Raw genomic sequence first — 25,353 nt, 5'->3', positions numbered from 1 at the left:
GATTTCCAAAACACCTCGGCTCGGCTGTCGGAGCGGTGAAGCGCAACGGCGGCGCGAACTCGTTTCGGGGACATCCCGGCCATCCGCGCAGCGCGACGGGCCTGAATGGGCGGCGCACAGGGGCGGTCGGGAGGGGAAACGACGGATTCTACCCCCCGGCGGAAGAGTTATCCACAGCCCGTGCCAAAAATTGTGCTTGACAAACAGGGTATTATCCAATTAAATCCGCGGTTTGACCCTTTCACTGGCCAACCGAAATGAAACGCACCTATCAGCCGTCCGTCGTCCGTCGCAAGCGCACCCATGGTTTCCTGGTCCGCATGAAGACCCGCGGCGGTCGCGCCGTCATCCGCGCTCGTCGCGCCAAGGGCCGTCATCGCCTCGCTGTCTGAGGTGAATAGCCCGTCGGGCGTTGATCAGAGATTCCTCAGCGCCTACAGATTACGAAAAACGGATGAGTATTCATCCGTTTTTGCTTTTCGGCGGGCGATCAAGGGACGCTTCTTCGTCGTTCATTATCGTCCCAACGAACTCGGCACGGCACGCGTCGGCGTCGTTGTGGCGAAGAAGCTGGCGAAACGCGCCAACGTGCGCAACCTGGTGAAACGCATCGTGCGCGAACAGTTTCGCAAAATTCGTGTGTCGCTCCCTCATCACGACCTGATCGTGCGGCTGCATGCGCCCGTCAGGGATGCCACGCGCGCGATGATCAACGAAGACATCGCGCAACTTTTCGCGCGCCTGCGACCGTGATGAAGTCGCTGCTCCTCGGCCTGCTGCGCGTCTATCGTTACGCGATCAGCCCGATGCTGGGGCGCAACTGCCGTTTTCATCCGAGTTGTTCCGAATACGCGGCCGAGGCCGTCCAGCGCCACGGCGCCCTGAAGGGCGGGTGGTTGGCGCTCAAGCGGGTGGGACGTTGCCACCCATTCCATCCGGGCGGGTATGATCCCGTTCCCTGACTCTTCCCAGAACATATAAGAATCCGATGGACCAGCGTCGACTGATACTCTTCCTCATCTTCTCCTTCGCCGTGATCATGCTGTGGGACGGCTGGCAGAAGCATAACCGTCCCATCCCCGCGCCGACCGCGGCGGTGGCCGAGCAGCAGGCGCCGGGTTCGTCCGTTCCGGGCGCGGTGCCGACCCCGAGCACGAGCATGGCCGGCGTGTCGGCAGTGCCGGAAGCGCGCGCTGGCGTATCGAATGCGCCGCGCGTGACGGTGCGCACCGACGTGTTCGTCGCGGAAGTCTCGGCCGAGGGCGGCAGCATCGTTCGTCTCGAGCTGGCGCAACACAAGTCCAAGACGGACGTGTCGCGCAACTTCGTGTTGTTCGACGACGGCACCGAGCACCTGTATGCGGCGCAGTCGGGCCTGATCGGCGACGGCCTGCCAAGCCACAAGACGGTGTTCGCGCTGCCCGCCGGTGAGCAGGTGCTCAAGGACGGCCAGGACAGCCTGACGCTGCGACTCGAGGCGCCGGAGCAGAACGGCGTGAAGGTCACGAAGCTGATGACCTTCCATCGCGGCAGCTACCTCGTCGATGTCGCCTACGAGATCGCCAACGGCGGCGGTGCGCCGCTCAACGCGCACGCGTATTTCCAGATGACGCGCGACGGCAAGCCGGCGGAATCGGTCGAGGGCTTCGGCGTCAGCGTGTTCACCGGCCCGGCCTTCTACAGCGAAGCCGAGAAGTTCCAGAAGGTGCAGTTCGAGGAAATCGACAAGGGCAAGGCCAAGTTCGTGAAGAAGGCGAACGATGGCTGGGTCGCGCTGGTGCAGCACTACTTCGTCAGCGCGTGGCTGCCGCAGGACGGTGTCGAGCGCGAGTTCTTCGCACGCAAGGTCGGCGACGGCCTGTACTCGTCGGGCCTGATCATGCCGGTCGCGGCGGTTGCGCCGGGCGAGACGGGGAAGGTGTCGACGCGCCTGTATGCCGGCCCGCAGGAGCAGGACAAGCTGGAAGGCATCGCCACGGGCCTCGATCTCGTCGTCGACTACGGCTGGCTCACGGTGATCGCGGCGCCGCTGTTCTGGGTGCTGTCGTGGTTCCACAATCTCATCGGCAACTGGGGCTGGGCGATCATCCTCGTCACCGTGCTGATCAAGGCGGCGTTCTTCCCACTGTCGGCAGCGAGCTACAAGTCGATGGCCAAGATGCGCGTGCTCGGCCCGCGCATGCAGCGCCTGAAGGAGCTGTACGGCAACGACAAGGTCAAGCTGCAGCAGGAGATGATGGAGATGTACAAGCGGGAGAAGATCAACCCGCTGGGCGGCTGCCTGCCGATCCTCGTGCAGATCCCGGTGTTCATCGCGCTGTACTGGGTGCTGCTGGGCAGCGTCGAGATGCGCCATGCGCCGTGGCTGGGCTGGATTCAGGATCTGTCGTCCAAGGACCCGTTCTACATCCTGCCGATCATCATGGGCGCGACGATGCTGATCCAGACCAAGCTCAACCCGACGCCGCCGGATCCGATCCAGGCGAAGGTGATGCTGGCGATGCCCATCGTGTTCACCTTCATGTTCCTGTGGTTCCCGTCCGGCCTGGTGCTGTACTGGGTCGTGAACAACACGCTGTCGATTGCCCAGCAGTGGCAGATTACGAGGATGATCGAAGGTGGAAAGTCCGGCGCGAAGCCTGCCTGATACCATCGCCGCCGTTGCGACCGCGCCCGGTCGCGGCGGGATCGGCGTGATCCGCGTGTCGGGCGCAGCGCTCGTGCCGATGGCGCGGGCGCTCATCGGCAAGACCCCCGAACCCCGCACTGCGGGGTTCGTGCGTTTTCTGGACGGCGAAGAGCGCGCGATCGACGAGGGGCTGCTGCTGTACTTCCCGGCGCCGCATTCATTTACCGGCGAGGACGTGCTCGAATTGCAGGGGCACGGCGGGCCGGTGGTGATGCAGATGCTGCTTGCGCGCTGTGTCGAACTCGGTGCGCGCCTGGCCGAGCCGGGCGAGTTCTCGCGCCGTGCCTTCCTCAACGGCAAGATGGACCTCGCGCAAGCGGAGGCGGTCGCGGACCTGATCGAGGCCTCGACGGTTGCCGCGGCGCGCTCGGCGCTGCGCTCCTTGTCGGGGGCATTCTCGGACGAGATGCACCGCATCACCGACGCGCTGATCGACTTGCGCATGCTGGTCGAGGCGACGTTGGACTTCCCCGAGGAGGAGGTCGAGTTCCTCGAGAAGGCGCGCGCGCTGGAGCGGCTCGACGGCATCCGCAGCCAGCTCGTGGATGTGCTGGAACGTGCGCGCCAGGGGGCGCTGCTGCGCACCGGCATGAACGTCGTGCTGGTCGGCCGGCCCAACGTCGGCAAGTCGAGTCTGCTGAATTGTCTCGCGGGCGAGGAGCGCGCGATCGTGACCGAGATCGCCGGTACGACTCGCGATGCGTTGCGCGAAACGATCGCGATCGAGGGTATCCCCATCCACGTGATCGACACCGCGGGCTTGCGGGAGACCGACGACCCGGTGGAGCGGATCGGGGTGGAGCGCACCTGGCGCGAGATCGGGCGCGCGGACGTGATCCTGCGCCTGGTCGACGCGCGCACGGGCGTTGGGGAGCCGGACGACGCGATCGACGCGGCGCTGCCGGCCGGTGTCGAGCGCATCACGGTCCACAACAAGATCGACCTGTGCGGGATTGCGCCGGGTTGCAGCGAGGCCGACGGCAAGGTGTCGGTGTACCTGTCGGCGCAGCGCGGCGAAGGGGTCGACCTGCTGCGCACGGAATTGCTGCGGGTGGCGGGCTGGCATGCGCACGGCGAGGACGTCGTGCTCGCGCGCGAACGTCATCTCGTTGCGCTGCGCGCGGCGCTGGCGCATGTCGAGGTCGCTCAGGGTCAGAGCGCGGCGCTGGAACTCTTCGCCGAGGAACTGCGCCAGGCGCAGGAGCGTATCGGCGAGATCACCGGCGAATTCACGGCTGACGACCTGCTCGGGGTGATCTTCTCGCGCTTCTGCATCGGCAAGTAGATCCGACCCTTGCGCGCTGCGCTGCTTGTCCCGGAACACCCGGTTCCCCCGGGCGATTGCTGCTTCAGGTTGTGGCCCATTATCGGCTTGTCGACGTAGAGCCTATGGACGCATGGGGGGCTTCGCGCGCAGCTCCTACCGGGTGTTAGGCTGCATCGGCTCCTCGCGCTACAAGTCTTGCGCCTGCGAGAGCACCCCAAACTGTTACCCGTCCAGATTGTTGCAGTAGGTGATGACGACGATGGTCGGGTTCTCCATCACCGCTTCCTGCATCACGCGGGCGGCGAGGCGGTCCGCCGCGCCTCGCATGTGCTCGACGAGCAGGATCCGCTGGTAATCGGTGCGCTCCGGCGCGTCGCCATCGGGCGCTATGTCCGGTCCGTGAAGCACCGAGTAACCCGCGTCTCCCAGCCAGCCAAGGGATTTTTGTTCGAGTTGGTCTTCGGTCATGTGCGAGGCCACTATTGGAGATTTTCTCGTCTACCCGGCAACGGAGCTTTCAGCCGTCAGATTGTCGGTCCGGCCTGGAGGTCGTCGTCGTCGGGGTCCGGCGTTGAGCCGTCCGCGGCACGATACGCTTGCTTCTCATGCGTCGGCTTCGTGGGAAATGCCAAGACCATCTTGCTCGCCCGGACCATCTTGGTCAGGTACTGCTGACGCAGTCCGTCCGGGTTGCGATTAACCAGCTGCGCCAAAGCAGAAAGGGCCATAAAGTGGTCCCGGCACAGATTCAAGATAACGCGTTCCATCCGTTCGGCGCTGAGTCTTTCCTTTTGGCGGGGCTCTTCCGCCAAATGCTCCAAGGCGGTCCGAAATGCGATATCTACACGCGTTAGGTCGTCAATGATCGGGGCGTCAAGATGCGGCGTGATCAACCTGCCATGGCAATCACGCTCGACGTTCGATGAGCCGGAATGTTCGGAGGTGGTCGAGGAATATTCGGAGCTCACCTCCGAATATTCGGAGCGGGTTCCTAGATTGCGAGACACCGCCAAAGGAAGTGCGGGCCCCATGAACACCTGCTCCGGGGTAGGCAAGGAGTCTCCCGGCATGAAATACACGGTGCCACGCGAGCGCCCATCCGAGTCAAGCATGCCTTGTTTGACCAAGCGAGCAAGGAGCACGCTCAGGTCGTGCGAATGCGCATCACAGATTTCCAGCAAGCGATGGTGGCTGACAACCCGTTCCATGGCAGCGGTTGCCATCACAAGCCGCCCCGTATAGTCGAGCGCATCGAACTGCGCGCCGAAGCGTGCCCGCAACTGGGCAAGAACGTTATCGGGGAGGAGATCGGCCATCTGTAACATCAGCAGTGTTTGCTCCGGCTCGTCCTTTTCCATCAGTGCCGGCGGTCGCCAGTGTTGGCTCTTCCACCCTCCGTAAATGCGCGGGACCCCCGACCCACCGCGCTCGCCAAGACCGATAAGGAGGAACATCTGGTGCAGGATCCGGTTCCGGCAGTCGCTTTCCCCGCCGCGAATGACCTGCTCGATTGGCAAGCGCAAGCCCCCCGGATTGCGGAAGCCAAACATGTCCGGTCGCTTTACAACGAGGACCGACACCCGCCCCGTGTAGTCAGCGTGGACCAGGGTGTTGACCAAGGCCTCACGCAATGCCTCGTGTACCGGGGTGTCGTCCTGTCGCCGTCCATCCTTAAGTGCAAACCGGACTTTCAGGTCAGTGGTCAGTTTTCGGTACACCCTCCGATAGAACTCGAAAAGGTTTCCTGACCAGGTTCCGTCTGGTACCAGCCGATCAACCCAACGCAGTTCGGTCTTTGCCTCCGGGCGCTCTTGATAGTCCAAGAAATAGTGTGGTACGGCTTCCTGAATGGCCACCCATTTTCCAAACATCAACAAACCCGCAAGTGTGAGCCCCGATTCCCCTGTCTGCCGATCGCGCCTCCAACCCCGCAAGCTGTTCAGAAACTCGAAATCGTCCTGCTCAAGGAACGGGTGGCCCGGCTTTTCGTCTCGGAGCATCTGCCGGTAAATTCGCAAACTTTCGGGATCGATATCAGCCATCCCGAAGCCGACGAGAATACGTGCGTCACGCTCGTCCTCGACCTGTTCGGCAAGCATGCGCTTGACGGTCTCTTCATCGCAGTGACGGTCTCCATCGTTCAGCCTTCTGTAGGTGTTTCCGAGAGGCTGCCCTTTCAGGTACACCGGCTTCTGCTTGCGGGAGGCCTGTGGAACCCTGACGGCCAAAATCGTCTTTCCGTCGATCGACTTCTCGGCCACGTCGGCATCGGTGAGCAGGTTGGAGCTGACAGCGGCCCGATTGTTGAGCGTATTGAAAAGGTCGCTCCTTACCTTCGTCGGGTTTTCGAGCCCGGCGACGCTGAATCTTCCATCCTTCTCCCGGACGCCCAGGAGAATGACGCCCCCGTGCGCGTTCGCCATCGCGGAGTAGGTCGGCCAAAAGTCCCTGGGCACTTCACCTTTGCCATCGGCCCCTTGTGCGAGCTTGCACTCCATCTCCACGGTTTCCGACAACAAAGTCAGGTCTTCTTGCGTCGCCAAGTCGAACGTCATGCTGCAACTTCCATCGTTGTCGGCGCCGGCATGCGCACTTCGCGGGAGATCGTGCGGGGGAGTCGGGTGTCGCGCAGGGTGGCGAGAGCTTCGGCCGTCGAAGCGTTATGACTGCGCTGTTTCGCGGTTCGCGCAATTACGTCCTCAGATGCTTGCAAGAGCGGGATTGACGGCAACACTACGTGTACTGACCTGAGGAGTCGTGTGTTCAAGTTGGCCATCGTCGCGCCCGCTGCATGTTGGACGAGCCAGTTACGCCCTCTGGGCGAATTCAGAGCCATTGAAAGGAAGGTTGGCGAGGGACCAGCGCCGCGCGAAGGTCGGCGAAGGTGTCGGAAACGAGTTTGACGAAAATCAGGCCGAGCACGAGGTGCTTGTACTCGGTGGCGTCCATGTTGGCGCGGAGCCTGTCGGTATCCGCCCGCATGGTTTTTTTTATGTCGTCGATCATCGGGGTGCTGTGTTCTGGTTCAAGACGGGATTATGCGGCAGGGGTGCATGTGACCTCTACAGGGGATGCATCGATGCCGGGCAGGCGAAGGAATGGTAGACCGGATGTCTTGGGTGGCGGCGCCTGGGCGGTAGAATGGGAGTCTCCTTCTCCGGACGTTCTTCAAAGTGTGTTCACCTCACTGTTCGCTGATGCGGGTGCGCGCGGCGTGTTCGACTTCCGGGGCGGATTCCATTTTCTGCGCCGGAAGTGAACGGTCATGCTACGTCATAATGCATGCGGCATGACCTCAACAGCTGCCCGGACGCTGCCATTGTTCCACGTGAAACAGGCCCATGATAGCCGACACTGAGTGGCTGCTCCTCGCCCTCGGGCTGGCTGCCTTCTTCGCTGGCGTCGTCGACGCCGTCGTCGGCGGCGGGGGACTGATCCAGATTCCAGCGCTGTTCTCGGCCTTCCCGAACGCGAGCCCGGCGACCCTGTTCGGGACGAACAAGCTGTCGAGCGTTGTCGGGACCACGAGCGCGGCGATCCAGTATGGACGACGGGTAGAGATCCCGTGGCGCGTGACCTTGCCGGGGGCGGTCGCGGCCTTCACCGGTTCGTGGTTCGGTGCCAGGACCGTGGCCTACCTGTCGCCGGAGCTGCTGCGGCCGCTGGTGCTCGGCTTGCTGATCCTGGTCGCGATCTACACTTTCCGGCGCAAGGACTTCGGTACCGGCGGCAGCGCGTTGCCCGCCGGACGCAGGCCCGTGGCGCTTGCGCTGCTGATCGGCGCGGTCGTGGGTTTCTACGACGGCTTCTTCGGTCCGGGGACGGGGAGCTTTCTGATCTTCCTGTTTGTCCGATTTCTTGGCATGGACTTCCTGCGCGCCTCGGTCAACGCGAAGATCCTGAACGTCGCGACCAACGTCGCCGCGATCGCGTTGTTTGCGAGTACTGTCGAGTTGTTGTGGCAGGTGGCCGGGGTGATGGCCGTGTGCAACCTGTCGGGGGCGCTCGTGGGATCGCGGCTCGCGCTCAGGCACGGGGCGGGGTTCGTACGCAGGATGTTTCTCGGTGTGCTGTGCGTGCTGATCGGGAAGATGGTGTACGACCTCGTTTTGCGCCTGCACTGATGTACGGCTGTTTCACGTGAAACAGTTTCGCAAGGAGAGTCGATGAGCGAGGAAGGGACGCCGGCCGGACCGGCGTGCGGGCCGGAGACGCTGGTCGAGGAGCTCGACCCGCACTTCGGCTTCTTTTGTCGCGGGGGCCGCATGCTCGAAGCGGGAGTGTCGCGCTATCAGCGCTACGAGGTGTGGGACACGCCGACCTTCGGCAAGCTCTTCCGCCTGGACGGTAGCCTGATGAGCGCTGAGCGCGACGAGTTCGTGTATCACGAGAATCTCGTCCATGTGCCGGCGCTGTGCCATCCGGCGCCGCGCCGTGCGCTGGTGGTCGGTGGCGGCGACGGCGGTTCGGCGCGGGAGCTGCTCAGGCATCCGGACATCGAGAGGGTGGTCGTCGTGGAGCTCGACGACAAGGTGGTCGAGTTGGCGCGCCGCCATCTCGGGGCGATCCACCAGGGGGCGTTCGACGATCCGCGCACCGAGCTGCACATCGGCGACGGACTGGACTACGTGCGCCGCGCGGTGGCGGCGGGCGAGGGCTTCGACCTGATCGTGCTCGACCTCACCGAGCCGGGCGAGGGGCCCGCCGCGGCGCTGTACCGCGCGCCCTTCCTCGCCGATTGCCGTGCGCTGCTGCGCGGGGAGGGCGCGCTGACGCTGCATCTGGGTGCGCCGTGGCGGCAGGCGGAGCAGGTGCGTGCGCTGGTGCAGCGCTTGCGCCAGGTCTTCGCCATCGTGCGGCCGTATTTCATGTTCATCCCGCTGTATGGCGGCCTGTGGGGCCTGGCGTGCGCGTCGGATCGCGTGGATCCGCAGGTGCGCTCGGCCTCGGCGATAGATGCAGAGCTCGCGCGCAAGGGGATCGCGGGCCTGCGGTATTACAATGGCGAAATCCACGCTGCGCAATTCGCCCAGCCCAATTTTCTACGCGAACTGCTCGAATGAGCCTTTCCGCGAGCGAGCCCCAAGTTTGAAGAATCACAGACCGAACCGATCTTCGCACTCCGAGCGACCCGCCGCCGTGCTGCCGGCCGACAGCCTGGCGTTCAGCTTCAGTTGCGCCGCGGCCCTCGTGGAAGCGGTGCTGGCCGGGGCAAACCTGACCGATGCGTTCGAGGGGATGCTCGCGCAGCATCCCGACTGGCCCGATGCGACGCGTGGCGCCGTGCGCGATCTGGCGTGGGGCACGCTGCGCGACTACGGGCGTGGCGACGCAGTGTTGCGGGGCCTGCTGCACAAGCCGCTGCCGGAGGTGATCCATGCCTTGCTGCTGGTCGCGCTGCATCGCCTCGAGACCCGTCCGGAGCAGGCGCACACCGTCGTGAACCAGGCGGTGGAGGCGGCTGCGGTGCTGATGCCGCCATTGAAGGGGGTCGTGAATGGGGTGCTGCGCAATCGCCAGCGCAACGCCGCCGAACTCGATGCGGAGCTGGTTGCCGACCAGGCGGCGTATTACCGCCACCCGTCATGGTGGGTCGAGCGTCTGCGCGCTTCCTTCCCCGCCGAATGGGAGGCGGCGCTCGCCGCCGGCAACGAGCGGCCGCCGATGGGGCTGCGCGTGAATCGCCTGCGTGGCAGTGTCGATGCCTATGCGAGCGAGCTGGAGGCGGCCGGGCTCGGGTATCGGCGTCTGGCGAACGACGCGCTGGTTCTTGACCGGCCGGTTGCCGTCGTAGCGCTACCGGGCTTCGCCGAAGGCCGTGTCTCGGTGCAGGACGCCGGGGCGCAGTGGGCCGCACGCTGGCTCGATCTCGCGCCGGGCCAGCGGGTGCTGGACGCCTGTGCTGCGCCTGGCGGCAAGTCGGCACATATTCTGGAAACCGCGCCGGTCGAGCTGCTGTCGCTCGAACTGGACCCGGTGCGGACCCGGCGCATCGCCGACAACTTCGCGCGGTTGGGCCTCGCGGGCGAGGTGCGTACCGCGGATTGCCGCGCGCTCGCGAAATGGTGGGACGGGCGGCCGTTCGACCGCATCCTCGCCGATGTGCCGTGCTCGGCCTCGGGCGTCGCGCGCCGTCATCCGGACATCAAGTGGCTGCGCCGTGCCGACGACATCGCGCGCTTCGCCGCGCAGCAGGGGGCGATCCTCGACGCATTGTGGCCAACCCTCGCGCCGGGCGGCAGGCTGCTGTACGTCACCTGCTCGGTGTTCGACGAGGAAAACGCGCGCCAGATCGAGCGCTTCTGCGCCCGCCATGCCGATGCGCTGCGGGTGGACATCGACGGCCGGCCCGCGTGTCAGCTCCTGCCGCACGCCGACCACGACGGCTTCTACTATGCGCTGCTCGCCAAGCGTGCCTGAGCGGGTGAAACGCGCGCTCGCTGCCGTCGCGCTGTGCCTGTTGGTGCCGCTTGCGGCGCTGGCCGAGGGGCGTATCGATTACGCCGAGATCGTGGTGGGCGACGAGGGCTATGTCGTGAATGCCGACATTGATCTCGAGCTCAATCCGCGCCTCGTGGAAGCCGTCAATCGCGGCGTGTCGCTGTACTTCAGTGCGCAGTTCGTCGTCGAGCGCGACCGCTGGTACTGGCTCGACGAGGTCGTCGCGGACCGCACGCTTAATTTCCGTCTTACCTACAACGCGATCGCGCGCAGCTACCGCCTGTCGGTCGGCAACTTCCACCAGAGTTTCGAAACGCTGGAGTCCGCGGTGCGCACGATGCAGCGCATCCGCAACTGGCTGATCGCGCCCGCGGGCGACCTCAAGACCGGCACTACGTACCGTGCCGCGCTGCGCTTCCAGCTCGAAACCAACCTGTTGCCCAAGCCCTTTCAGGTGACCGCGATCGGCAGCCGAGACTGGAACCTCGCCACCGACTGGCAGCGCTGGTCCTTCCTCGCAGGCGCCACGCCATGAAGCGCACGCTCCTCGTCGTCGTCGCGGCGATCGCCGGCATCTCGCTCTTCCTGCTCGCGTCGGCGACCTCGAATACGGACCTCTTCGCGGAGAGTTATCGCTACCTGCTGGCGATCAACGGTGCGATCGTCGTCGCACTGCTCGGGCTTGTCGCCTTCCAGTTGCGCCGCCTGTGGCGCGAGTACCGCACACGCCAGTTCGGGTCGCGCCTGAAGTACCGCCTGATGCTGATGTTCGCGCTGATGGCGCTGGTGCCCGGCGTCGTGGTGTATGCCGTGTCGCTGCAGTTCGTGGTGCGCAGCATCGAGTCGTGGTTCGACGTGCGCGTCGATTCGGCGCTCGAGGGTGGCATCGCGCTGGGGCAGAATGCGCTCGACTATCTAACCAGCCAGGTGAGCGACAAGGCGCGCGACATGGCGCTCGATCTCGAGGGAGTCGAGCCCGTGCCGCCGACCCTGCTCAATCGTCTGCGCGAACAGGCGGGCGTCGCCAGCGCGACCGTGATCGGGCCTTCGGGGCAGGTCGTGGTGACCGTCTCGGACGGCCTCGGGGGACTCTTTCCCGAGCTGCCCAGCGCGGCGCAGCTGCGCGAGGCCCGCCAGACGCAGCGCTACCACGTCGTCGACAGCCGCACGGGCGAGGGGCTGACGATACGCGTCGTGGTGCCCATCCCGTCGCGCACGCTCAACATGGATACCCATTATCTGCAGCTGATGCAGGCGGTGCCGGAGTCTTTCGTGCGCAACGCCGAGGCGGTGCAGGAGGCCTATCGCGAGTACCAGCAGCTGACCCTCGGTCGCGCGGGGCTGAACCGCATCTACACCCTGACGCTGACGCTGACCCTGCTGGTCGCGCTGCTCGCGGCGGTCGCGGTGGCGTTCGTGCTGTCGCGGAGGCTGGTGGCGCCGCTGCTGATCCTTGCCGAGGGCACGCAGGCGGTGGCGCAAGGCGACTTCAGCCCGCGCCAGGCGCTACCGGCGCGCGACGAGCTGGGCGTGCTGACGCAGTCCTTCAACCGTATGACGCGCCAACTCGTGGAGGCGCGCGATCTCGCCGATCGCAACCGCGCCGCGGTCGAATCCTCGCGCGCCTACCTCGAGAGCGTGCTGGCGAACCTGTCGACGGGGGTGCTCGCGTTCGCCGCGGACGGCAAGCTGCGTGCGGCCAACGCCGGCGCGATGGCGATCCTGCAGGACGAGCTGGAGGGCTACGAGGAGCTGACGCTGGCACAGTGGCCGAAGCACCACGGCTTTCGCGACGCGTTGGTGAGGGGCTTCGCCGACAACGCGGGCGACTGGCACGAGGAGCAGGAGCTGGTGTCTCAGGAGGGGGCGACGCAGACGCTGCTGATCCACGGTGCGAGCCTGCCGCAGGCCTCGGGCGGGGGCCTGGTGGTGGTGTTTGACGACATTTCGCGCCTGATTGCCGCGCAGCGCACGGCGGCGTGGGCGGAGGTGGCGCGCCGGCTGGCCCATGAGATCAAGAATCCCCTCACGCCGATCCAGCTCTCGGCGGAGCGGCTGGCGTACAAGCTCGCGGACCGGCTCGATGACGAGGGGCGGGAGGTGCTCGAACGGGCGACGCGCACGATCGTCAACCAGGTCGAGGCGATGAAAAACATGGTGAACGATTTCCGGGATTATGCGAAGCTCCCTAGTCCGGTGCTCGGTCGCCTCGACCTGAATGCGCTGGTCGGCGAGGTGCTCAACCTGTACGAGAGTTCGCCGGTGATGATCCGCGCCGAGCTGGGGCGCAACCTGCCGCCGGTGGCGGGCGACGCGAGCCAGATCCGGCAGGTGATCCATAACCTGCTGCAGAATGCGGAGGACGCGCTCGCGGGGCAGGAAGGCGGCGTGGTCACCCTGACGACGCGCCTCGATGGCGATCGCGTCGCGCTGCAGCTGCGCGACAATGGGCCGGGCTTTCCGGCGCAGCTGCTGACGCGCGCGTTCGAACCGTACTTCACGACCAAGAGCCGCGGGACGGGCCTGGGGCTGGCGATGGTGAAGAAGATCATCGACGAACATGGCGGCGAGGTTCGCCTGCTGAACGGCGAAACCGGCGGGGCCGAGGTGCGCATTCGCTTGCGCCTCGCTTCCGCGGAAATGTGATTAGTGACAAATGGCAAACATACTTATCGTTGACGACGAAGTCGGTATCCGCGAACTATTGTCGGAGATCCTGCGCGACGAAGGCCACGACGTGGTGCTGGCGGAGAACGCCGCTGCGGCGCGTGCGGTGCGCAATGCGCGGCGTCCGGACCTGGTGCTGCTGGATATCTGGATGCCCGATACCGATGGCATCACGCTGCTGAAGGAGTGGTCGGCGAACGGCCAGCTCAACATGCCGGTCGTGATGATGTCCGGACACGGCACGATAGACACGGCGGTCGAGGCGACGCGCATCGGCGCGATCGACTATCTGGAGAAGCCGATCGGCCTGCAGAAGCTGCTGTCGGCGGTGAAGCGCGGCCTGCAGCGCCCGGCCGCACCCGGTGCGCCGGCGCCGCTGACGCTCGCGGCCTTCACGCGCTCGGCGCCGCTGCGCGAACTGGCGCGGCTGGTGCAGCAGGTGGTGGTCAATTCGCGCGTGCTGCTGCTGCGCGTGGGGCAGGGCAGCATCGCGGAACTCGCGGCGCGCAGCGTGCAGCCGAAGGCGTCGTCGTGGCTGGATCTTGCCGCCGTATCGGTACCGCTGGACGTGAACCAGCTGCAGGCCGGCCAGGGTGGCGTGCTGTTCGTCGGCGAGCTCGCGCGCTTGTCGCGCACGCAGCAGAAGAACCTCGCGTTCGCGCTGGAACGGCTGGAGCGCTACGACTTGCGCCTGGTGGTCGCGACCGACCATACGCTGGAGTCGTTGGTGCGCGAAGGTTGGGAGGAGTCGCTTGCGGTGCGCCTGTTCGAGGTGAGCCTGGCGCCGCCCTCGCTCGCGGATGTGCGTGACGACCTGCCCGAGATCGCCGCGCAGCTCCTGCTGCACCTCGTGGAGGCCGGCGAGGTGCCGCGCCGCCACTTCTCGACGGCGGCGCTGAACGCGCTGCGCGCGCAGCCCTGGCCGGGCGGTTATGCGGAGCTGCGCGCGGCGGTGAAGTCGCTCGCGCTGGGGACGCTGGACGAGGAGATCGCGCTGACCGACGTGCGTCGGCTGCTGATCCCGTCCACCGAAGGCGCGGTCGCGGTATCGCTCGACCAGCCGCTGCGCGAGGCGCGCGAGGCCTTCGAGCGCCTGTACTTCGAGCACCACCTGCGCCTCGAAGGCAGCAACATGACGCGCCTGGCGGAGAAGAGCGGCCTCGAGCGCACGCACCTGTACCGCAAGCTCAAGCAGCTGGGCCTGCACGGCAGCCGGCGCACCGAGGAAGCCTGAGAGACTGAGGCGGGCGCGCAACAGTCCCGCTGCGCGGGCCGGCGGCTCGCGTAGAATCAGGCTTCCATAATGTCCGGGGCGTCTGTCAGGTGAAGATCATCATCCTCGGGGCGGGCCAGGTGGGCGCGTCGGTGGCGGAAAACCTCGTCTCCGAAGCCAACGACATCACCCTGATCGACACCAGTGCCGAGCATCTCGAGGTGCTGCGCGATCGCCTCGAATTGCGCACGGTGATCGGCAACGCCGCGTCGCCGTCGGTGCTGCGCGAGGCGGGGGCGGACGACGCCGACCTGCTGATCGCGGTGACGCAGTCGGACCAGACCAACCTGTGTGCGTGTCGCGTCGCGAAGACGCTGTTCAACCTGCCCACGCGCGTTGCGCGGCTGCGTTCGAGCGATTTCGTCGATTACCCGGAACTGCTCGACGACAACAACTTCGCGGTCGATTTCTCGATCTGTCCGGAGCAGGTCGTCACGGACTACATCAAGCGTCTGGTGGCCTTCCCCGAGGCGCTGCAGGTCATGGAGTTCGCCGGCGGGGTGCTGAGCCTGATCTGCGTGCGCGCGTTCGAGGGCGGGCCGCTGGTCGGCCATCCGCTGAAGGCGCTGCGCTACCACATGCCCAACGTCGAGGTGCGCATCGCGGCGATCTACCGCGGCGACGGGGAGGCGATCATCCCCGAGGGCGACACGATGATCCTGCCCGGCGACGAGGTGTTCTGCCTCGCCGCGAGCGTGCATATCCGCCAGGTGATGCGCGAGATCCGGCGCGAGGATCGGCCGATCCGTCGCATCATCATCGCCGGCGGGGGCAACATCGGCCTGCGCCTGGCGCGCGGCATCGAGGACGATCACAATGTCAAAGTCATAGAGGTCGATCGCCGCCGCGCGGACTTCCTCGCGAGCCAGCTGCACCGCGCGCTGGTGCTGCGCGGCGACTCGACCGACGAGAAGCTGCTCGAGAACGAGGGCATCGACGAGGCCGACATGTTCCTCGCGCTGACCAACGACGACGAGGACAACATCATGTCGGCGTCGCTCGCCAAGCGCATGGGGGCGCACCGCACGCTGGCGCTGATCAACCGCCGCAGCTACGTCGATCTGGTGCAGGGGGGGCCGATCGACATCGCGATCTCGCCCGCCCAGACGTCGATCGGCTCGCTGCTGCAGCACGTGCGCCAGGGCGACGTGGTCGCCGTGCACAGCCTGCGCCGTGGCGCGGCCGAGGCGCTGGAGATCATCGCGCACGGCACGCGCAAGGACTCCAAGGTGGTCGGCCGCGCAATCGCGGAGATTCCGCTGCCCAAGGGCGCGACCATCGGTGCGATCGTGCGCGACGAGATGCGGCCCGACGGCAAGGTCGCGCGCCGCCTGGTGGTGATGCCGCATCACGACACGGTCGTGGAGAGCGGCGATCACGTGATCGTGTTCTGCACGCACAAGAAGCTCGTGCATCAGGTCGAAAAGCTGTTCCAGGTGAGCTTCGGCTTCCTATGAGGCGCCGCGCCGATACCCACCCGGTGCTCAACGCACTGGGCCTGATCGTGATGCTGTTCGGCGTGCTGATGCTGTTTCCGCTCGCGGTGTCGTGGTTCGTCGGCGACGGCGCGACCGTCGCGTTCGACCACGCGGTGCTGATCACGCTGGCGGCGGGCCTGCTGATGTGGCTGCCGACGCGCGGCAGGAAGCGCGACCTGCATACGCGCGACGGTTTCCTGCTGGTGGCGCTGACGTGGATCGTGATGCCGGTGTTCGGCGCGCTGCCGCTGCTCGACTTCATCCCCGACCTGTCGGTGACCGACGCGTACTTCGAGGCGGTGTCGGGCCTTACCGCGACCGGCGGCACGGTGCTGGTGGGGCTGGATCACCTGCCGGTGTCGATCAACCTGTGGCGCACCTTCATGCACTGGATCGGCGGCATGGGCGTCATCGTGCTGGTGGTCGCGATCCTGCCGCTGCTGGGCATCGGCGGGCGGCAGCTGATGAAGGTCGAGGTGCCGACGCCGATGAAGGAGCAGAGCCTGACGCCGCGCATCGCCGAGACCGCGAAGGGCCTGTGGCTGACCTACTGCCTGCTCACCGTGGCGTGCGCCGCGAGCCTGTGGCTCGCCGGGCTGGACGGCTGGGAGGCGATCATCCACACCTTCAGCGTCGTCGGGCTGGGGGGATTTTCGAGCAAGGACGCGTCGCTCGGGCACTTTGGCAACGTGTCGGTGGACATGATCGTGATCGTGTTCGCGCTGCTGTCCGGCCTCAACTTCGCGACCCATTACCTCGCTTTCGCGCGCCGCAGCCTCAGGCCCTATCTCGCCGACCCCGAGCTGCCGTTCTATTTCGCGACGCTCGCGCTGAGCACCGTCGTCCTCACCGTGTACCTCGTGCAGTTCGACGTGCATGCGGATTTCCTCAGCACGCTGCGCTACGTCGCTTTTCACGTCGTGTCGATCTCGACCTCGCTCGGGCTGGCGACCTACGACTACACGCTGTGGCCGATGTTCGCGCAGATCTGGGTGCTGTTCCTCGGCAGCTTCATCGCCTGCTCCGGCTCGGCCGGCGGCGGCATCAAGATGATGCGCGCGATGATCCTGTACAAGCAGGTGTTCCGCGAGATCGTGCGCTCGCTGCACCCGCAGGCGGTGCATCCGGTGCGCATCCGCAGGCAGCCGGTGTCGGACGACATCCTGCACGCGGTGCTGGGCTTCAGCTTCATGTACATGGTGACCATCGTGTCGCTGACCTTGCTGTTGTCGGCGACCGGGCTGGACATTGTCACGGCGTTCTCGGGCGTGGTGGCCTGCCTCAACAACACCGGCCCGGGCCTCGGCGCGCTCGGCCCGGCGTCCAATTACCAGGGGCTGACCGACTTCCAGACCTGGGTGCTGAGTTTCACGATGATCCTGGGTCGCCTGGAGATCTTCACGCTGCTGGTGGTGATGACGCCGGTGTTCTGGCGGCGCTGAGCGGCATCCCGAGCCGCCGGCTTCGATCCGGCGCCGGACCGTCGTGCCAGTCAGCCCTGCCCGGTCGTGAACGGCTGCGGTCGTGCTTCAGGGGCGCCAGTGCCGCTGCGCTCGTACTCAGCGATGACCTGCGCCCCCAGCAACAGCAGGGTTGCCGCAACCTCCAGGCTCAGCAGAACCGCGATCGCCGTCGTCAGGGAACCGTAGACGGTGCTGATTTGCGACAGCGTGGTGAAATACCACACGAGCACATGGCGCGAGAGCTCCCACAGCAGCGCCGCGGTGACCGCACCGAGCAGGGCGTGTTGCAGTGACAGCCGGCCCACCGGCATCACGAGGTAGACGGACGTCAGCATGAAGATTTCGCCCGCGAGACCGAGCAGATAGAGCAGCACGCCGGACACGCCGCCAAGTGACCAGCTGCGCCCGAGGAACTCCACCCGTTCCTCGCCCATGGCCTGCAGGCTGCCCGCCACCAGCGTCGCCAGCAGCAGGCCGAACGCAAGGAACAGGATGTAGACATACGGCATCACGGCCGAGACGAGGAAGTGGCGCCGCCTGATCGCCACCCGGTGGTGGAAGATCACCGACATCGCGTTCTCCAGCACGGTGAAGGCCAATGAGCTGAAGAACAGCATGGTGGCGAGCAACACCCAGCCGATGACTTCGCGGTGCGCCAGGAAATTCGCCAGTTCCGCCACGATCGCATGCGACTGACCCGGCAGCAGCCATTCGAGGTATCGCCCGAGGGTCTGCAGCAACTCGTCCTCGCCAATGATGTGGGACAGCCCGATCACGGTGAGGATGAGCAGCGGCACGGTCGATAGCAGCGCGTAATAGGCGATCGCGCCGGCCAGCAGCAGGCCCTGGTTGGCGCGGAACGCCTTCAGCGTCCGGAGCACGAACGCACCCGGATGCTTGAGGACTTCTGCGGCGTGATCGGTCAGCATGGATGCGGAATCGCGCACGATTTGTCGGAAGGCGGCGTCAGACTACACCCGCACCCGCGCCATGCACCATTGCGCAGCGCGCGACCCCGGATCGCAAGCGCTGATTCGCGCGGCGATCAACAACTGTTCAGTCGGATGCGCTAGCGAAGCCCGAAAAACGACAAGATCACCAGGACGATGACAACTGCGCCGACGATGTAAACGATGCTGTTCATGAGACTGACCTCCGTGTGAGTGATGCGACCGGATCGCCTGGGATGCGCGATGTTCCTGTCGCCGATTTCACACTACCCGTCTCGGTGCGGATGTTCGGTACGTCAGCGCGCACAGGATCGAATAAATCCCGCGGGCGCGTGCCGCGCCCGGATTCGGGTGATCCGAAAAATCTCCCGTGTGTTCGGTAACGAACGGAATTGCGCTGCAATATCAATCAGATTGCGCAAAGCAAGGACGAGCATTGCGTTAATTCACGACCCTTGGCTGCCTATGTCAGATACTCCTCCGCTAGAGCGACACCACGTCCCGCGCGATTTCTCCGACCGCATTGCGCTGGCCTTCACCAAGGCGATGCGCTTCTTCGCCGACACGGTTTTCGCGCGTCGCTACGGCCATCGTGCGGTGGTGCTGGAAACGGTTGCGGCCGTGCCCGGCATGGTGGGGGGCGCGCTGCAGCATCTGCGTGCGCTGCGCCGGATGGAAGGCGACCGCGGCTGGATCCGCACGCTTCTGGATGAAGCGGACAACGAACGCATCCACCTGATGACCTTCATTCACGTCGCCCAGCCGACGCGTCTCGAACGGCTGCTGATCGTGATCGCGCAGGGCGTGTTCTTCAACTTCTACTTCCTGCTGTACCTGATCTCGCCACGCACCGCGCATCGCGTCGTCGGTTACTTCGAGGAAGAGGCGGTCTACAGCTACACCGAGTATCTGGCCGGCGTGGACAACGGCACCTACGCCAACGTCCCGGCGCCGAAGATCGCGATCGATTACTGGAATCTCGCCCAGGACGCGCGCTTGCGCGAGGTCATCATCGCGGTGCGCGCGGATGAGCTCCATCACCGCGACGTCAATCACGCCTTTGCCGACGAGCTGGCCTGAGTCGACCCTGCGGTGGCTTGCTAGACTGACGCCGGGCGCATGACGGGGGATCCCTGATCGATCCCGACGCCGCGGCGCGTCGACTTTCTCGATGCAGGCGCGCACGTTTTCGCTCCGATCTTTGGACGCGGTCGGCGCTTCCGCCGCCGATGCACGGAAAGCAGACTGAAAGCGAATTTGTGTTGAATGCCCTGCACCCGGCCACGCAAGTGTGGCCGAGGTCAAAATGAGCGCAACCGGAGGAGCACAATGCACAAGAAAATCATCGCCGCGGCCGTCGCGGCGGCCGTCGCCATGCCGTTCGCGGCGCTGGCGCAATCGACGCCGTCCAACGTCACGATCTACGGGCTGCTGGACCTCAACCTCGCGCGCGAATCGGCGGGCGACAAGGAGCGCGTCGGCGTCGACCACGGCGAACTGAACGGCTCGCGCCTGGGATTCAAGGGCAGCGAGGCGCTCGGCGGTGACCTGAAGGCCATCTTCACCATCGAAAGCGGCTTCGATCCGTCGACCGGCACCGCGGAGCAGGGCGGCCGGCTGTTCGGGCGCCAGTCCTTCGTCGGCCTCGAAAGCGCCAGCTGGGGCCGCCTCACCCTCGGTCGCCAGTATTCGCCAGCCTTCGTCGCCCTCGACCCGTTCGACGCCACCGGCTCGGCCGACCGCAGCGTGGGCCTGCTGACGCGCAAGACGGGCGGGGTCAAGCCGGCCTACGAGACGCGCTTCGACAACATGGTGAAGTACCGCTCGCCGACGTTTGCCGGCCTTGAGTTTGATCTCGGCTACTGGCTGGGGGAGAAGAGCGGCAACGGCGACGCGCTGAAGGAAGGCAACGGCCACGGCATCACCGCGCTGTACAAGAACGGCGCGCTGGCGGCCTCGCTGACGACGCAGAGCGTGTATCGCAACGCCACCGGCGGCCGTGTGCGCACGACGGGCGGCGGGCTCGCGTACGACTTCGGGCTCGTGAAACCTTATCTTGCCTACACCCAGGACAGGGAAAGCGGCTCGGTCGGCAGCGGCAAGGCGCGAACCTTCGATGTCGGCGCCGAGATCCGCGTCACCGGCAGCGACACGATCGCGCTGAGCTACGCGAAGCGCGACGAGCGCAACGACGCCGCGGCCGAGGACGCGCAGGGCTGGTCGGCGTACTACATGCACGACTTGTCCAAGCGCACGACGCTGTATGCCGCGTATTCGCAGCTCAGCAACAAGGACGACGCCAACTACGCGCTCGGCAACCTCACGCCCGACGCCGGCGACGATCCGCGCGTCGTGATGGCGGGCATCCGTCACCGCTTCTGAGCGGGGCGAAGAAACAGCCGATGCCAGGTTGAGTGCCGCACGGTCACTCCCTCCCCTTCAAGGGGAGGGTTGGGGTGGGGATGGGTTAAGCAGTCCCGACAGAAACCCATCCCCCTCCTAACCTCCCCCTTGAAGGGGGAGGGACAAGGTGCCCGAGCAGACTTCATATGAGCCGGGAATCAGGGCGCGGGGAACAGCGTGTGGTGCCACTTGCGCAGGAAGTCTCGGCGCTTGACCTGGTCGAGGTAGGTCATCAGGCCGGGCCCGATCGGGATCGGGCGGAAGGCGCCGCCGAGCTGGCGGCGCAGTTCCGCGGCCGCGGCGTCGTCGGGCACGTCGTCGCGCACCGAGAAGAAGCCCGGGTTTTGCGCGAGCAGCTGCTGCCCTTCGCGCGACAGCAGGTAGTCCAGCCACAGGCGAGCGGCGTTCGGATGGCGCGCGCCGCGCGAGATGAAGGCGACGCGGCTCAGCACCAGCGTGTAGTCGCGCGGCAGCACGACGCCGATCGCGGGGTCGTCGTGGGCGCGCAGCAGCGCGTAGGAGCCGAGCACGTTGTAGCCGATCAGGGCCTCGCCGGACGCGATGCGGTCGAGCATGCCGGTGGTCGAGGCCAGGGTGACGGTGCCGGTGCGGCCGAAGGCCTGGGCGAGCTTCCAGAACACAACAGGGTTCGCGATCACGTCCTGGGTGTGCAGCATGAAGCCGAGGCCGGAAGTGGAGGGCTCGTAGGTCGCGAGCTTGTCGCGGAAGCGCTCGGGTTGCTGCGCGAGCAGACGCAGCAGTTCGGCGTGCGTGGTGGGCACTTCGGCGGGTGCGAGCAGCTTGCGGTTGTAGGCGATCGCGACGGGTTCGAAGGTCGTGCCGAAGGCCTCGTCCTTCCACACCGCCCAGGCGGGCAGCGCGGCCGTTTCGGCGGAGCGCCAGGGCTGGGCGTAGCCGTCGTTGACGAGCTTCACCTGCAGGTCCACCGCCGAGCTCCACACGACGTCGGCCTGTTCGCCGCGCGCGGCCTCGTCGACGAAGCGTCGCGACAGCTCGCCGCTGTTGAGGTCCTCGTAGTGCACGCGCACGCCGGGGTAGCGCTGTTCGAAGGCGCGGAGCAGCGGGCGCGCGATGCGCTCGTCGGTTGCCGCGTAGATGATGACGCGGCCCTCGCGTACCGCCGCCGCGTAAAGCGTGTCGTCCCGTTCCGCGTGGGCGCCTGCGGCCGGCAGCAGACACGCGCACGCGAGCGCGACGGTGCGGAGCAGGCGGGGCAGGGCGGTGCTCAATCCGGATTCCTCCTGGCGGTCGGCTGCGGCTTTGCGCGATGCTGTCGTTTGCGGCACGATGATCCTTCCAACTGCTTTCGATTCACTTTCAGCCGATGCGCCTGCTGCTCGTAGAGGATCATACCGAACTCGCGGAATGGGTTTCCAAGGCGCTGGTGCAGGCGGGCTACGCCGTCGACGTGATGCGCCGCGGCGATCATGCCGACCACGCGCTGCTCACCCAGCCCTACGACCTCGTCGTGCTCGATTTGTCGCTGCCCGGGCTGGACGGGCTGGAGGTGCTGCGACGCCTGCGCGGGCGCGACGCGACCCGGACCACGCCGGTGATCATCCTCACCGCGCGCGGCTCGACCGAGGACCGCGTGAAGGGGCTCAACCTCGGCGCCGACGACTACCTGCCCAAGCCCTTCGAGCTCACCGAGCTGGAGGCGCGCATCAAGGCGCTGCTGCGCCGTGCCGGCAACCTCGTGCCGACGGTGAAGATCGGCCGGCTGGAATTCGACCTCAACTCGCGCCTCGCCACCGTCGACGGCAAGCCGCTGTCGCTGACGCCGCGCGAGCTCGCGGTGCTGGAGGCGCTGATCGCGCGCCAGGGGCGGCCGCTCGCGCGCGAGGCGCTGTTCGAGAAGGTGTTCAGCTTCGACGAGGAGGCGCGCCCGGAGGCGATCGAGATCTACGTGCATCGCCTGCGCAAGAAGCTGGAAGGTTCGGGCGCGGTCGTGACGACCCTGCGCGGCCTGGGTTACCTGATCGGCGAGGCGGGCGGTGACTGAGGCTCCGCGCGGGCGGGCATGCGCGCGCCGCTGAGCCTGCGCGGGCGCGTCGCGCGCTGGCTGCTGCCGCCGCTGCTGATCCTGCTCGCGATCAACGCCGTGCTGTCCTGGCTGGGCGCGCGCCAGGCCGTCAATCGCGCCTACGACCGCTCGCTCACGGCGTCGGTGCGCGCGATCGCCGAGCAGGTGCATTCGCTGGAAGGCGAGATCACCGTCGACGTGCCGACCTCGGCCTTCGACGTGTTCGAGGCCGGCGTGCAGGAGCGCATCTTCTACGCGGTGTTCGCACCCGACGGGGACCTCGTGACCGGCTACGAGGATCTGAGCGCGCCGCGCGCGCCGGCCGAGGACGGCACGCTGCTGCTGGCGGAGATGCAGTACCGCGGCGAGGACGTGCGCGTCGGCGCGATGAAGAAGCGCCTGTACGACCCGGCGCTCGTCGGCGGCGACGCGGTGACCATCGTGTTCGCCGAGACCACTGAGTCGCGCGTCGCGCTCGCGCGCGAGCTGTTCTTCGACAGCCTGCGCCGCCAGCTGCTGCTCGTCGGGCTGGGCGCGCTGATGCTGGCGCTGGCGCTGGGCACGGCCTTCCGTCCGCTCGTCGATCTGCGCGACGCGGTGCAGAAGCGCGCCGAGGATGACCTCACGCCGGTGCCCACCGGCAACGTGCCGAGCGAGGTGCAGCCGCTGATCGGTGCGATCAACCACCACATGGAGCGCCTGTCGGCGATGCTCGCGGCGCGCCGGCGCTTCCTCGCCGACGCCGCGCACCAGATCCGCACGCCGCTCGCGGTGTTGAGCACGCAGGCCGAGTTCGGCGCGCGCCAGGGCGACCCGGGCGAGATGCGGCGCATCTTCGAGAGCCTGCTCACGACGATCCGCAGCACGCGCCGCATGGCCGACCAGATGCTGTCGCTGTCGCGCGCGGAGCCGGCAAACGGGCTGATCCAGGAGCAGGGGCCGGTCGACCTCACCGACATCGCGCGCGAGGTCGCGCTGGAGCTCGTGCCGCTGGCGCTGAAGAGGCACATCGAGCTCGCGTTCGAGGAGACCGGGCCGGCGCCCATGACCGGCAACGCGGCGATGCTGCGCGAGCTCGTCGCGAACCTCGTCGACAACGCCATCCGCTACAGCCCGCCCGACACGCAGGTCGTCGTCGCGACCGGCACCGCGGACGGGCACGTCGTGCTCGCGGTGAGCGACGAGGGGCCGGGCGTTCCGGTCGCCGAGCGCGACAAGGTGTTCCAGCGCTTCTACCGCATCCTCGGCCAGGGCGGGCCGGACGGCAGCGGCCTGGGGCTGGCGATCGTGCGCGAGATCGCGCTCGCGCACGGCGGCGAAGTGCGCCTCGCCGATGCTCCGGGCGGACGCGGGCTGCAGGTCGAAGTCGAGTTTCCGCGCCGCGCGGACGAGGCCGGACAGGCTTAATTTGTAATGTCGGCGTTAGTGCTGCGCGGTCGCTCCCTCCCCTTCAAGGGGAGGGCTGGGGTGGGGATGGGTTAATCAGCCCCGCCGGAAACCCATCCCCCTCCGAACCTCCCCCTTGAAGGGGGAGGAACAAGGCGCTGTCGACCACTGAAAGCCAATCGAAAGCCCTTCTCCGTATCGTCCGCCTTCATGCAGGGCCGGAGCGACCGGTCCGATATCAAGGAGGAGACAAGCATGATCCGCAACATCGTCAAAACCACCCTCGTCGCCGCAGCGCTCGGCCTCGGGTTCGTCGCCAGCGCCCCGGCGCTCGCCCTCGACAACGTCAAGATCCTCGTGCCGGCCAACCCGGGTGGCGGCTGGGACCAGACCGCGCGCGCGCTGCAGGCGGCGATCAACGCCGAAGGCCTCGCGAAGAAGGTCACCGTCGACAACAAGGGTGGCGCGGGCGGCACGATCGGGCTGGCGCAGTTCGTCAATGGCGCGAAGGGTGACGGCGGCGCGACGCTGGTCGGCGGTATGGTGATGGTCGGGGCGATCGCGACCAACAAGTCGCCGGTGAACCTGACCCAGGTCACGCCGCTGGCGCGCCTGAGCGGCGAGACCCTGGTCGTCGTGGTGCCGGCGAGCTCGAAGATCCAGACCCTGAAGGAGCTGGTCGACCAGTTCAAGGCCAATCCGGGCGCGGTGTCCTGGGGCGGCGGCTCGGCGGGCGGCTCGGACCACATCCTCGCGGGCCTGATCGCGCAGGCGGTCGGCGTCGATCCGGCGAAGGTGAACTACATCGCCTACTCGGGCGGCGGCGAGGCGCAGGCCGCCATCATGGGCGGCCACGTCGCGGCCGGCATCAGCGGCTTCGGCGAGTTCCAGTCGCAGATCAAGTCCGGAAAGCTGCGCGCGCTGGCGGTCTCGGGCGCCGAGCGCATCGCCGGCGAGAGCGTGCCGACGCTGAAGGAGCAGGGCGTCAATGTAGAGATGGTGAACTGGCGCGCGATCTTCGCCGCGCCCGGCATCAGCGAGGCGCAGCACAAGGAGCTGGTCGCCGCGCTCGACAAGGCGGTCACGTCGAACTCGTGGAAGGACGCGCTGAAGCGCAACGACTGGCAGGACATGTACCTCACCGGCCCCGAGTTCAAGAAGTTCCTCGACGCCGACGTCGCGCGCATCACCAAGCTGGTGACCGACCTCGGCATGGTCAAGCCGTAAGCGGCTTCGTCCGTCCGCAGCACCCCTCCCGCGCGGGGCCGCGCCGCCGCGGCCCGCGGGACCTC

23 protein-coding genes are annotated in these 25,353 nt (G+C 66.6%); 18 read left to right on the top strand and 5 right to left on the bottom strand.

The window, feature by feature from the left end; translation table 11 throughout:
- Positions 1-257: 257 nt before the first annotated feature.
- From rpmH to mnmE, 5 genes are read left to right on the top strand one after another with little or no spacing between them, the layout of a single operon-like run.
- Positions 258-392 (top strand): 50S ribosomal protein L34, encoded by a 135-nt coding sequence (rpmH, locus tag AzCIB_RS23560; RefSeq protein WP_002926183.1) that lies wholly within the window; start codon positions 258-260, stop codon positions 390-392.
- A 1-nt stretch (position 393) separates the two neighbouring features.
- On the top strand, positions 394-753 hold the full coding sequence (gene rnpA / locus AzCIB_RS23555; RefSeq protein ID WP_083447115.1) for a ribonuclease P protein component: 360 nt from the start codon (positions 394-396) through the stop codon (positions 751-753).
- Positions 753-962: a membrane protein insertion efficiency factor YidD gene (yidD, locus tag AzCIB_RS23550; protein WP_018992849.1), complete on the top strand. Its 210-nt coding sequence runs from the start codon at positions 753-755 to the stop codon at positions 960-962. The genes rnpA and yidD overlap by 1 nt, the downstream gene beginning before the upstream one ends.
- A 26-nt stretch (positions 963-988) precedes the next feature.
- Positions 989-2,647, top strand: coding sequence for a membrane protein insertase YidC (yidC, locus tag AzCIB_RS23545; RefSeq protein WP_050418125.1), 1,659 nt, complete (start codon positions 989-991; stop codon positions 2,645-2,647).
- A complete protein-coding gene (mnmE, locus tag AzCIB_RS23540; protein WP_050418124.1) occupies positions 2,619-3,974 on the top strand; it encodes a tRNA uridine-5-carboxymethylaminomethyl(34) synthesis GTPase MnmE in 1,356 nt (451 codons plus the stop codon). The genes yidC and mnmE overlap by 29 nt, the downstream gene beginning before the upstream one ends.
- Positions 3,975-4,178: 204 nt before the next feature.
- Here the strand turns inward: mnmE and AzCIB_RS24515 are convergent, their stop codons facing one another.
- From AzCIB_RS24515 to AzCIB_RS23525, 3 genes are all read right to left on the bottom strand, one after another.
- Positions 4,179-4,424: a hypothetical protein gene (locus tag AzCIB_RS24515; RefSeq protein ID WP_050418123.1), complete on the bottom strand. Its 246-nt coding sequence runs from the start codon at positions 4,422-4,424 to the stop codon at positions 4,179-4,181.
- 56 nt (positions 4,425-4,480) lie between these two features.
- Positions 4,481-6,511 carry an RNA/DNA-binding domain-containing protein gene (locus AzCIB_RS23530; RefSeq protein WP_050418122.1) on the bottom strand — a complete coding sequence of 677 codons (2,031 nt, stop codon included), beginning with the start codon at positions 6,509-6,511 and terminating at the stop codon, positions 4,481-4,483.
- 271 nt (positions 6,512-6,782) lie between these two features.
- The gene (locus AzCIB_RS23525; RefSeq protein WP_050418121.1) at positions 6,783-6,962 is read right to left on the bottom strand and encodes a type I restriction-modification system subunit M N-terminal domain-containing protein; all 180 of its coding nucleotides are present in this window, start codon (positions 6,960-6,962) and stop codon (positions 6,783-6,785) included.
- A gap of 335 nt (positions 6,963-7,297) precedes the next feature.
- Here AzCIB_RS23525 and AzCIB_RS23520 point away from each other — a divergent pair, with 335 nt between their 5' ends.
- From AzCIB_RS23520 to AzCIB_RS23485, 8 genes are all read left to right on the top strand, one after another.
- Positions 7,298-8,080 carry a sulfite exporter TauE/SafE family protein gene (locus AzCIB_RS23520; RefSeq protein ID WP_050418120.1) on the top strand — a complete coding sequence of 261 codons (783 nt, stop codon included), beginning with the start codon at positions 7,298-7,300 and terminating at the stop codon, positions 8,078-8,080.
- 42 nt (positions 8,081-8,122) lie between these two features.
- On the top strand, positions 8,123-9,019 hold the full coding sequence (gene speE / locus AzCIB_RS23515) for a polyamine aminopropyltransferase (protein ID WP_050418119.1): 897 nt from the start codon (positions 8,123-8,125) through the stop codon (positions 9,017-9,019).
- A 76-nt stretch (positions 9,020-9,095) separates the two neighbouring features.
- Positions 9,096-10,376, top strand: coding sequence for a 16S rRNA (cytosine(967)-C(5))-methyltransferase RsmB (gene rsmB / locus AzCIB_RS23510; RefSeq protein WP_050418118.1), 1,281 nt, complete (start codon positions 9,096-9,098; stop codon positions 10,374-10,376).
- A gap of 4 nt (positions 10,377-10,380) precedes the next feature.
- The gene (locus tag AzCIB_RS23505; protein ID WP_232299308.1) at positions 10,381-10,932 is read left to right on the top strand and encodes a DUF4390 domain-containing protein; all 552 of its coding nucleotides are present in this window, start codon (positions 10,381-10,383) and stop codon (positions 10,930-10,932) included.
- Entirely contained in the window at positions 10,929-13,043 is a 2,115-nt protein-coding gene (locus AzCIB_RS23500; protein ID WP_050418116.1) for a sensor histidine kinase, read from the top strand. The genes AzCIB_RS23505 and AzCIB_RS23500 overlap by 4 nt, the downstream gene beginning before the upstream one ends.
- Positions 13,044-13,053: 10 nt before the next feature.
- Entirely contained in the window at positions 13,054-14,298 is a 1,245-nt protein-coding gene (locus tag AzCIB_RS23495; protein WP_050418115.1) for a sigma-54-dependent transcriptional regulator, read from the top strand.
- 89 nt (positions 14,299-14,387) lie between these two features.
- On the top strand, positions 14,388-15,794 hold the full coding sequence (gene trkA / locus AzCIB_RS23490) for a Trk system potassium transporter TrkA (protein WP_050418114.1): 1,407 nt from the start codon (positions 14,388-14,390) through the stop codon (positions 15,792-15,794).
- Positions 15,791-17,257 carry a TrkH family potassium uptake protein gene (locus AzCIB_RS23485; RefSeq protein WP_050418113.1) on the top strand — a complete coding sequence of 489 codons (1,467 nt, stop codon included), beginning with the start codon at positions 15,791-15,793 and terminating at the stop codon, positions 17,255-17,257. The genes trkA and AzCIB_RS23485 overlap by 4 nt, the downstream gene beginning before the upstream one ends.
- Before the next feature lie 50 nt (positions 17,258-17,307).
- On the opposite strand, the gene AzCIB_RS23480 is transcribed toward AzCIB_RS23485, so the two are convergent.
- Entirely contained in the window at positions 17,308-18,207 is a 900-nt protein-coding gene (locus tag AzCIB_RS23480) for a YihY/virulence factor BrkB family protein (RefSeq protein WP_050418112.1), read from the bottom strand.
- A gap of 486 nt (positions 18,208-18,693) precedes the next feature.
- Here AzCIB_RS23480 and AzCIB_RS23475 point away from each other — a divergent pair, with 486 nt between their 5' ends.
- Together AzCIB_RS23475 and AzCIB_RS23470 are read left to right on the top strand one after the other, a co-directional pair.
- Complete coding sequence (locus AzCIB_RS23475; RefSeq protein ID WP_050418111.1) at positions 18,694-19,308, top strand: alternative oxidase; 615 nt, start codon at positions 18,694-18,696, stop codon at positions 19,306-19,308.
- A 249-nt stretch (positions 19,309-19,557) separates the two neighbouring features.
- Positions 19,558-20,610 (top strand): porin, encoded by a 1,053-nt coding sequence (locus tag AzCIB_RS23470; RefSeq protein WP_050418110.1) that lies wholly within the window; start codon positions 19,558-19,560, stop codon positions 20,608-20,610.
- A 179-nt stretch (positions 20,611-20,789) separates the two neighbouring features.
- On the opposite strand, the gene AzCIB_RS23465 is transcribed toward AzCIB_RS23470, so the two are convergent.
- Positions 20,790-21,881 (bottom strand): ABC transporter substrate-binding protein, encoded by a 1,092-nt coding sequence (locus tag AzCIB_RS23465; protein ID WP_083447114.1) that lies wholly within the window; start codon positions 21,879-21,881, stop codon positions 20,790-20,792.
- Between the two features lie 95 nt (positions 21,882-21,976).
- On the opposite strand from AzCIB_RS23465, the gene AzCIB_RS23460 reads away from it, so the two are divergent.
- From AzCIB_RS23460 to AzCIB_RS23450, 3 genes are all read left to right on the top strand, one after another.
- On the top strand, positions 21,977-22,654 hold the full coding sequence (locus AzCIB_RS23460; RefSeq protein WP_050418108.1) for a response regulator: 678 nt from the start codon (positions 21,977-21,979) through the stop codon (positions 22,652-22,654).
- Between the two features lie 18 nt (positions 22,655-22,672).
- Complete coding sequence (locus tag AzCIB_RS23455) at positions 22,673-24,082, top strand: sensor histidine kinase (protein WP_050418107.1); 1,410 nt, start codon at positions 22,673-22,675, stop codon at positions 24,080-24,082.
- A gap of 234 nt (positions 24,083-24,316) precedes the next feature.
- Positions 24,317-25,288, top strand: coding sequence for a Bug family tripartite tricarboxylate transporter substrate binding protein (locus tag AzCIB_RS23450; RefSeq protein WP_157058558.1), 972 nt, complete (start codon positions 24,317-24,319; stop codon positions 25,286-25,288).
- The last annotated feature ends 65 nt before the right edge of the window (positions 25,289-25,353 follow it).

The sequence above is a fragment of the Azoarcus sp. CIB genome, from assembly GCF_001190925.1.
In the GTDB taxonomy this organism is placed as follows: domain Bacteria; phylum Pseudomonadota; class Gammaproteobacteria; order Burkholderiales; family Rhodocyclaceae; genus Aromatoleum.
Note: the sequence above shows the minus strand (reverse complement) of the source record. Positions and strands in the feature narration are given on the sequence as shown.

What these genes read in the sequence shown, in the direction of transcription:
- AzCIB_RS23495 (WP_050418115.1), top strand. Translation starts at nt 13,054, where the DNA reads ATGGCAAACATACTTATCGTTGACGACGAAGTCGGTATCCGCGAACTA.
- AzCIB_RS23460 (WP_050418108.1), top strand. Translation starts at nt 21,977, where the DNA reads ATGCGCCTGCTGCTCGTAGAGGATCATACCGAACTCGCGGAATGGGTT.
- AzCIB_RS23450 (WP_157058558.1), top strand. Translation starts at nt 24,317, where the DNA reads ATGATCCGCAACATCGTCAAAACCACCCTCGTCGCCGCAGCGCTCGGC.
- speE (WP_050418119.1), top strand. Translation starts at nt 8,123, where the DNA reads ATGAGCGAGGAAGGGACGCCGGCCGGACCGGCGTGCGGGCCGGAGACG.
- AzCIB_RS23525 (WP_050418121.1), bottom strand. Translation starts at nt 6,962, where the DNA reads ATGATCGACGACATAAAAAAAACCATGCGGGCGGATACCGACAGGCTC.
- yidD (WP_018992849.1), top strand. Translation starts at nt 753, where the DNA reads ATGAAGTCGCTGCTCCTCGGCCTGCTGCGCGTCTATCGTTACGCGATC.
- AzCIB_RS23455 (WP_050418107.1), top strand. Translation starts at nt 22,673, where the DNA reads ATGCGCGCGCCGCTGAGCCTGCGCGGGCGCGTCGCGCGCTGGCTGCTG.
- AzCIB_RS23520 (WP_050418120.1), top strand. Translation starts at nt 7,298, where the DNA reads ATGATAGCCGACACTGAGTGGCTGCTCCTCGCCCTCGGGCTGGCTGCC.
- AzCIB_RS23480 (WP_050418112.1), bottom strand. Translation starts at nt 18,207, where the DNA reads ATGCTGACCGATCACGCCGCAGAAGTCCTCAAGCATCCGGGTGCGTTC.
- rpmH (WP_002926183.1), top strand. Translation starts at nt 258, where the DNA reads ATGAAACGCACCTATCAGCCGTCCGTCGTCCGTCGCAAGCGCACCCAT.
- AzCIB_RS23485 (WP_050418113.1), top strand. Translation starts at nt 15,791, where the DNA reads ATGAGGCGCCGCGCCGATACCCACCCGGTGCTCAACGCACTGGGCCTG.
- AzCIB_RS24515 (WP_050418123.1), bottom strand. Translation starts at nt 4,424, where the DNA reads ATGACCGAAGACCAACTCGAACAAAAATCCCTTGGCTGGCTGGGAGAC.
- yidC (WP_050418125.1), top strand. Translation starts at nt 989, where the DNA reads ATGGACCAGCGTCGACTGATACTCTTCCTCATCTTCTCCTTCGCCGTG.
- AzCIB_RS23475 (WP_050418111.1), top strand. Translation starts at nt 18,694, where the DNA reads ATGTCAGATACTCCTCCGCTAGAGCGACACCACGTCCCGCGCGATTTC.
- AzCIB_RS23500 (WP_050418116.1), top strand. Translation starts at nt 10,929, where the DNA reads ATGAAGCGCACGCTCCTCGTCGTCGTCGCGGCGATCGCCGGCATCTCG.
- AzCIB_RS23530 (WP_050418122.1), bottom strand. Translation starts at nt 6,511, where the DNA reads ATGACGTTCGACTTGGCGACGCAAGAAGACCTGACTTTGTTGTCGGAA.
- AzCIB_RS23470 (WP_050418110.1), top strand. Translation starts at nt 19,558, where the DNA reads ATGCACAAGAAAATCATCGCCGCGGCCGTCGCGGCGGCCGTCGCCATG.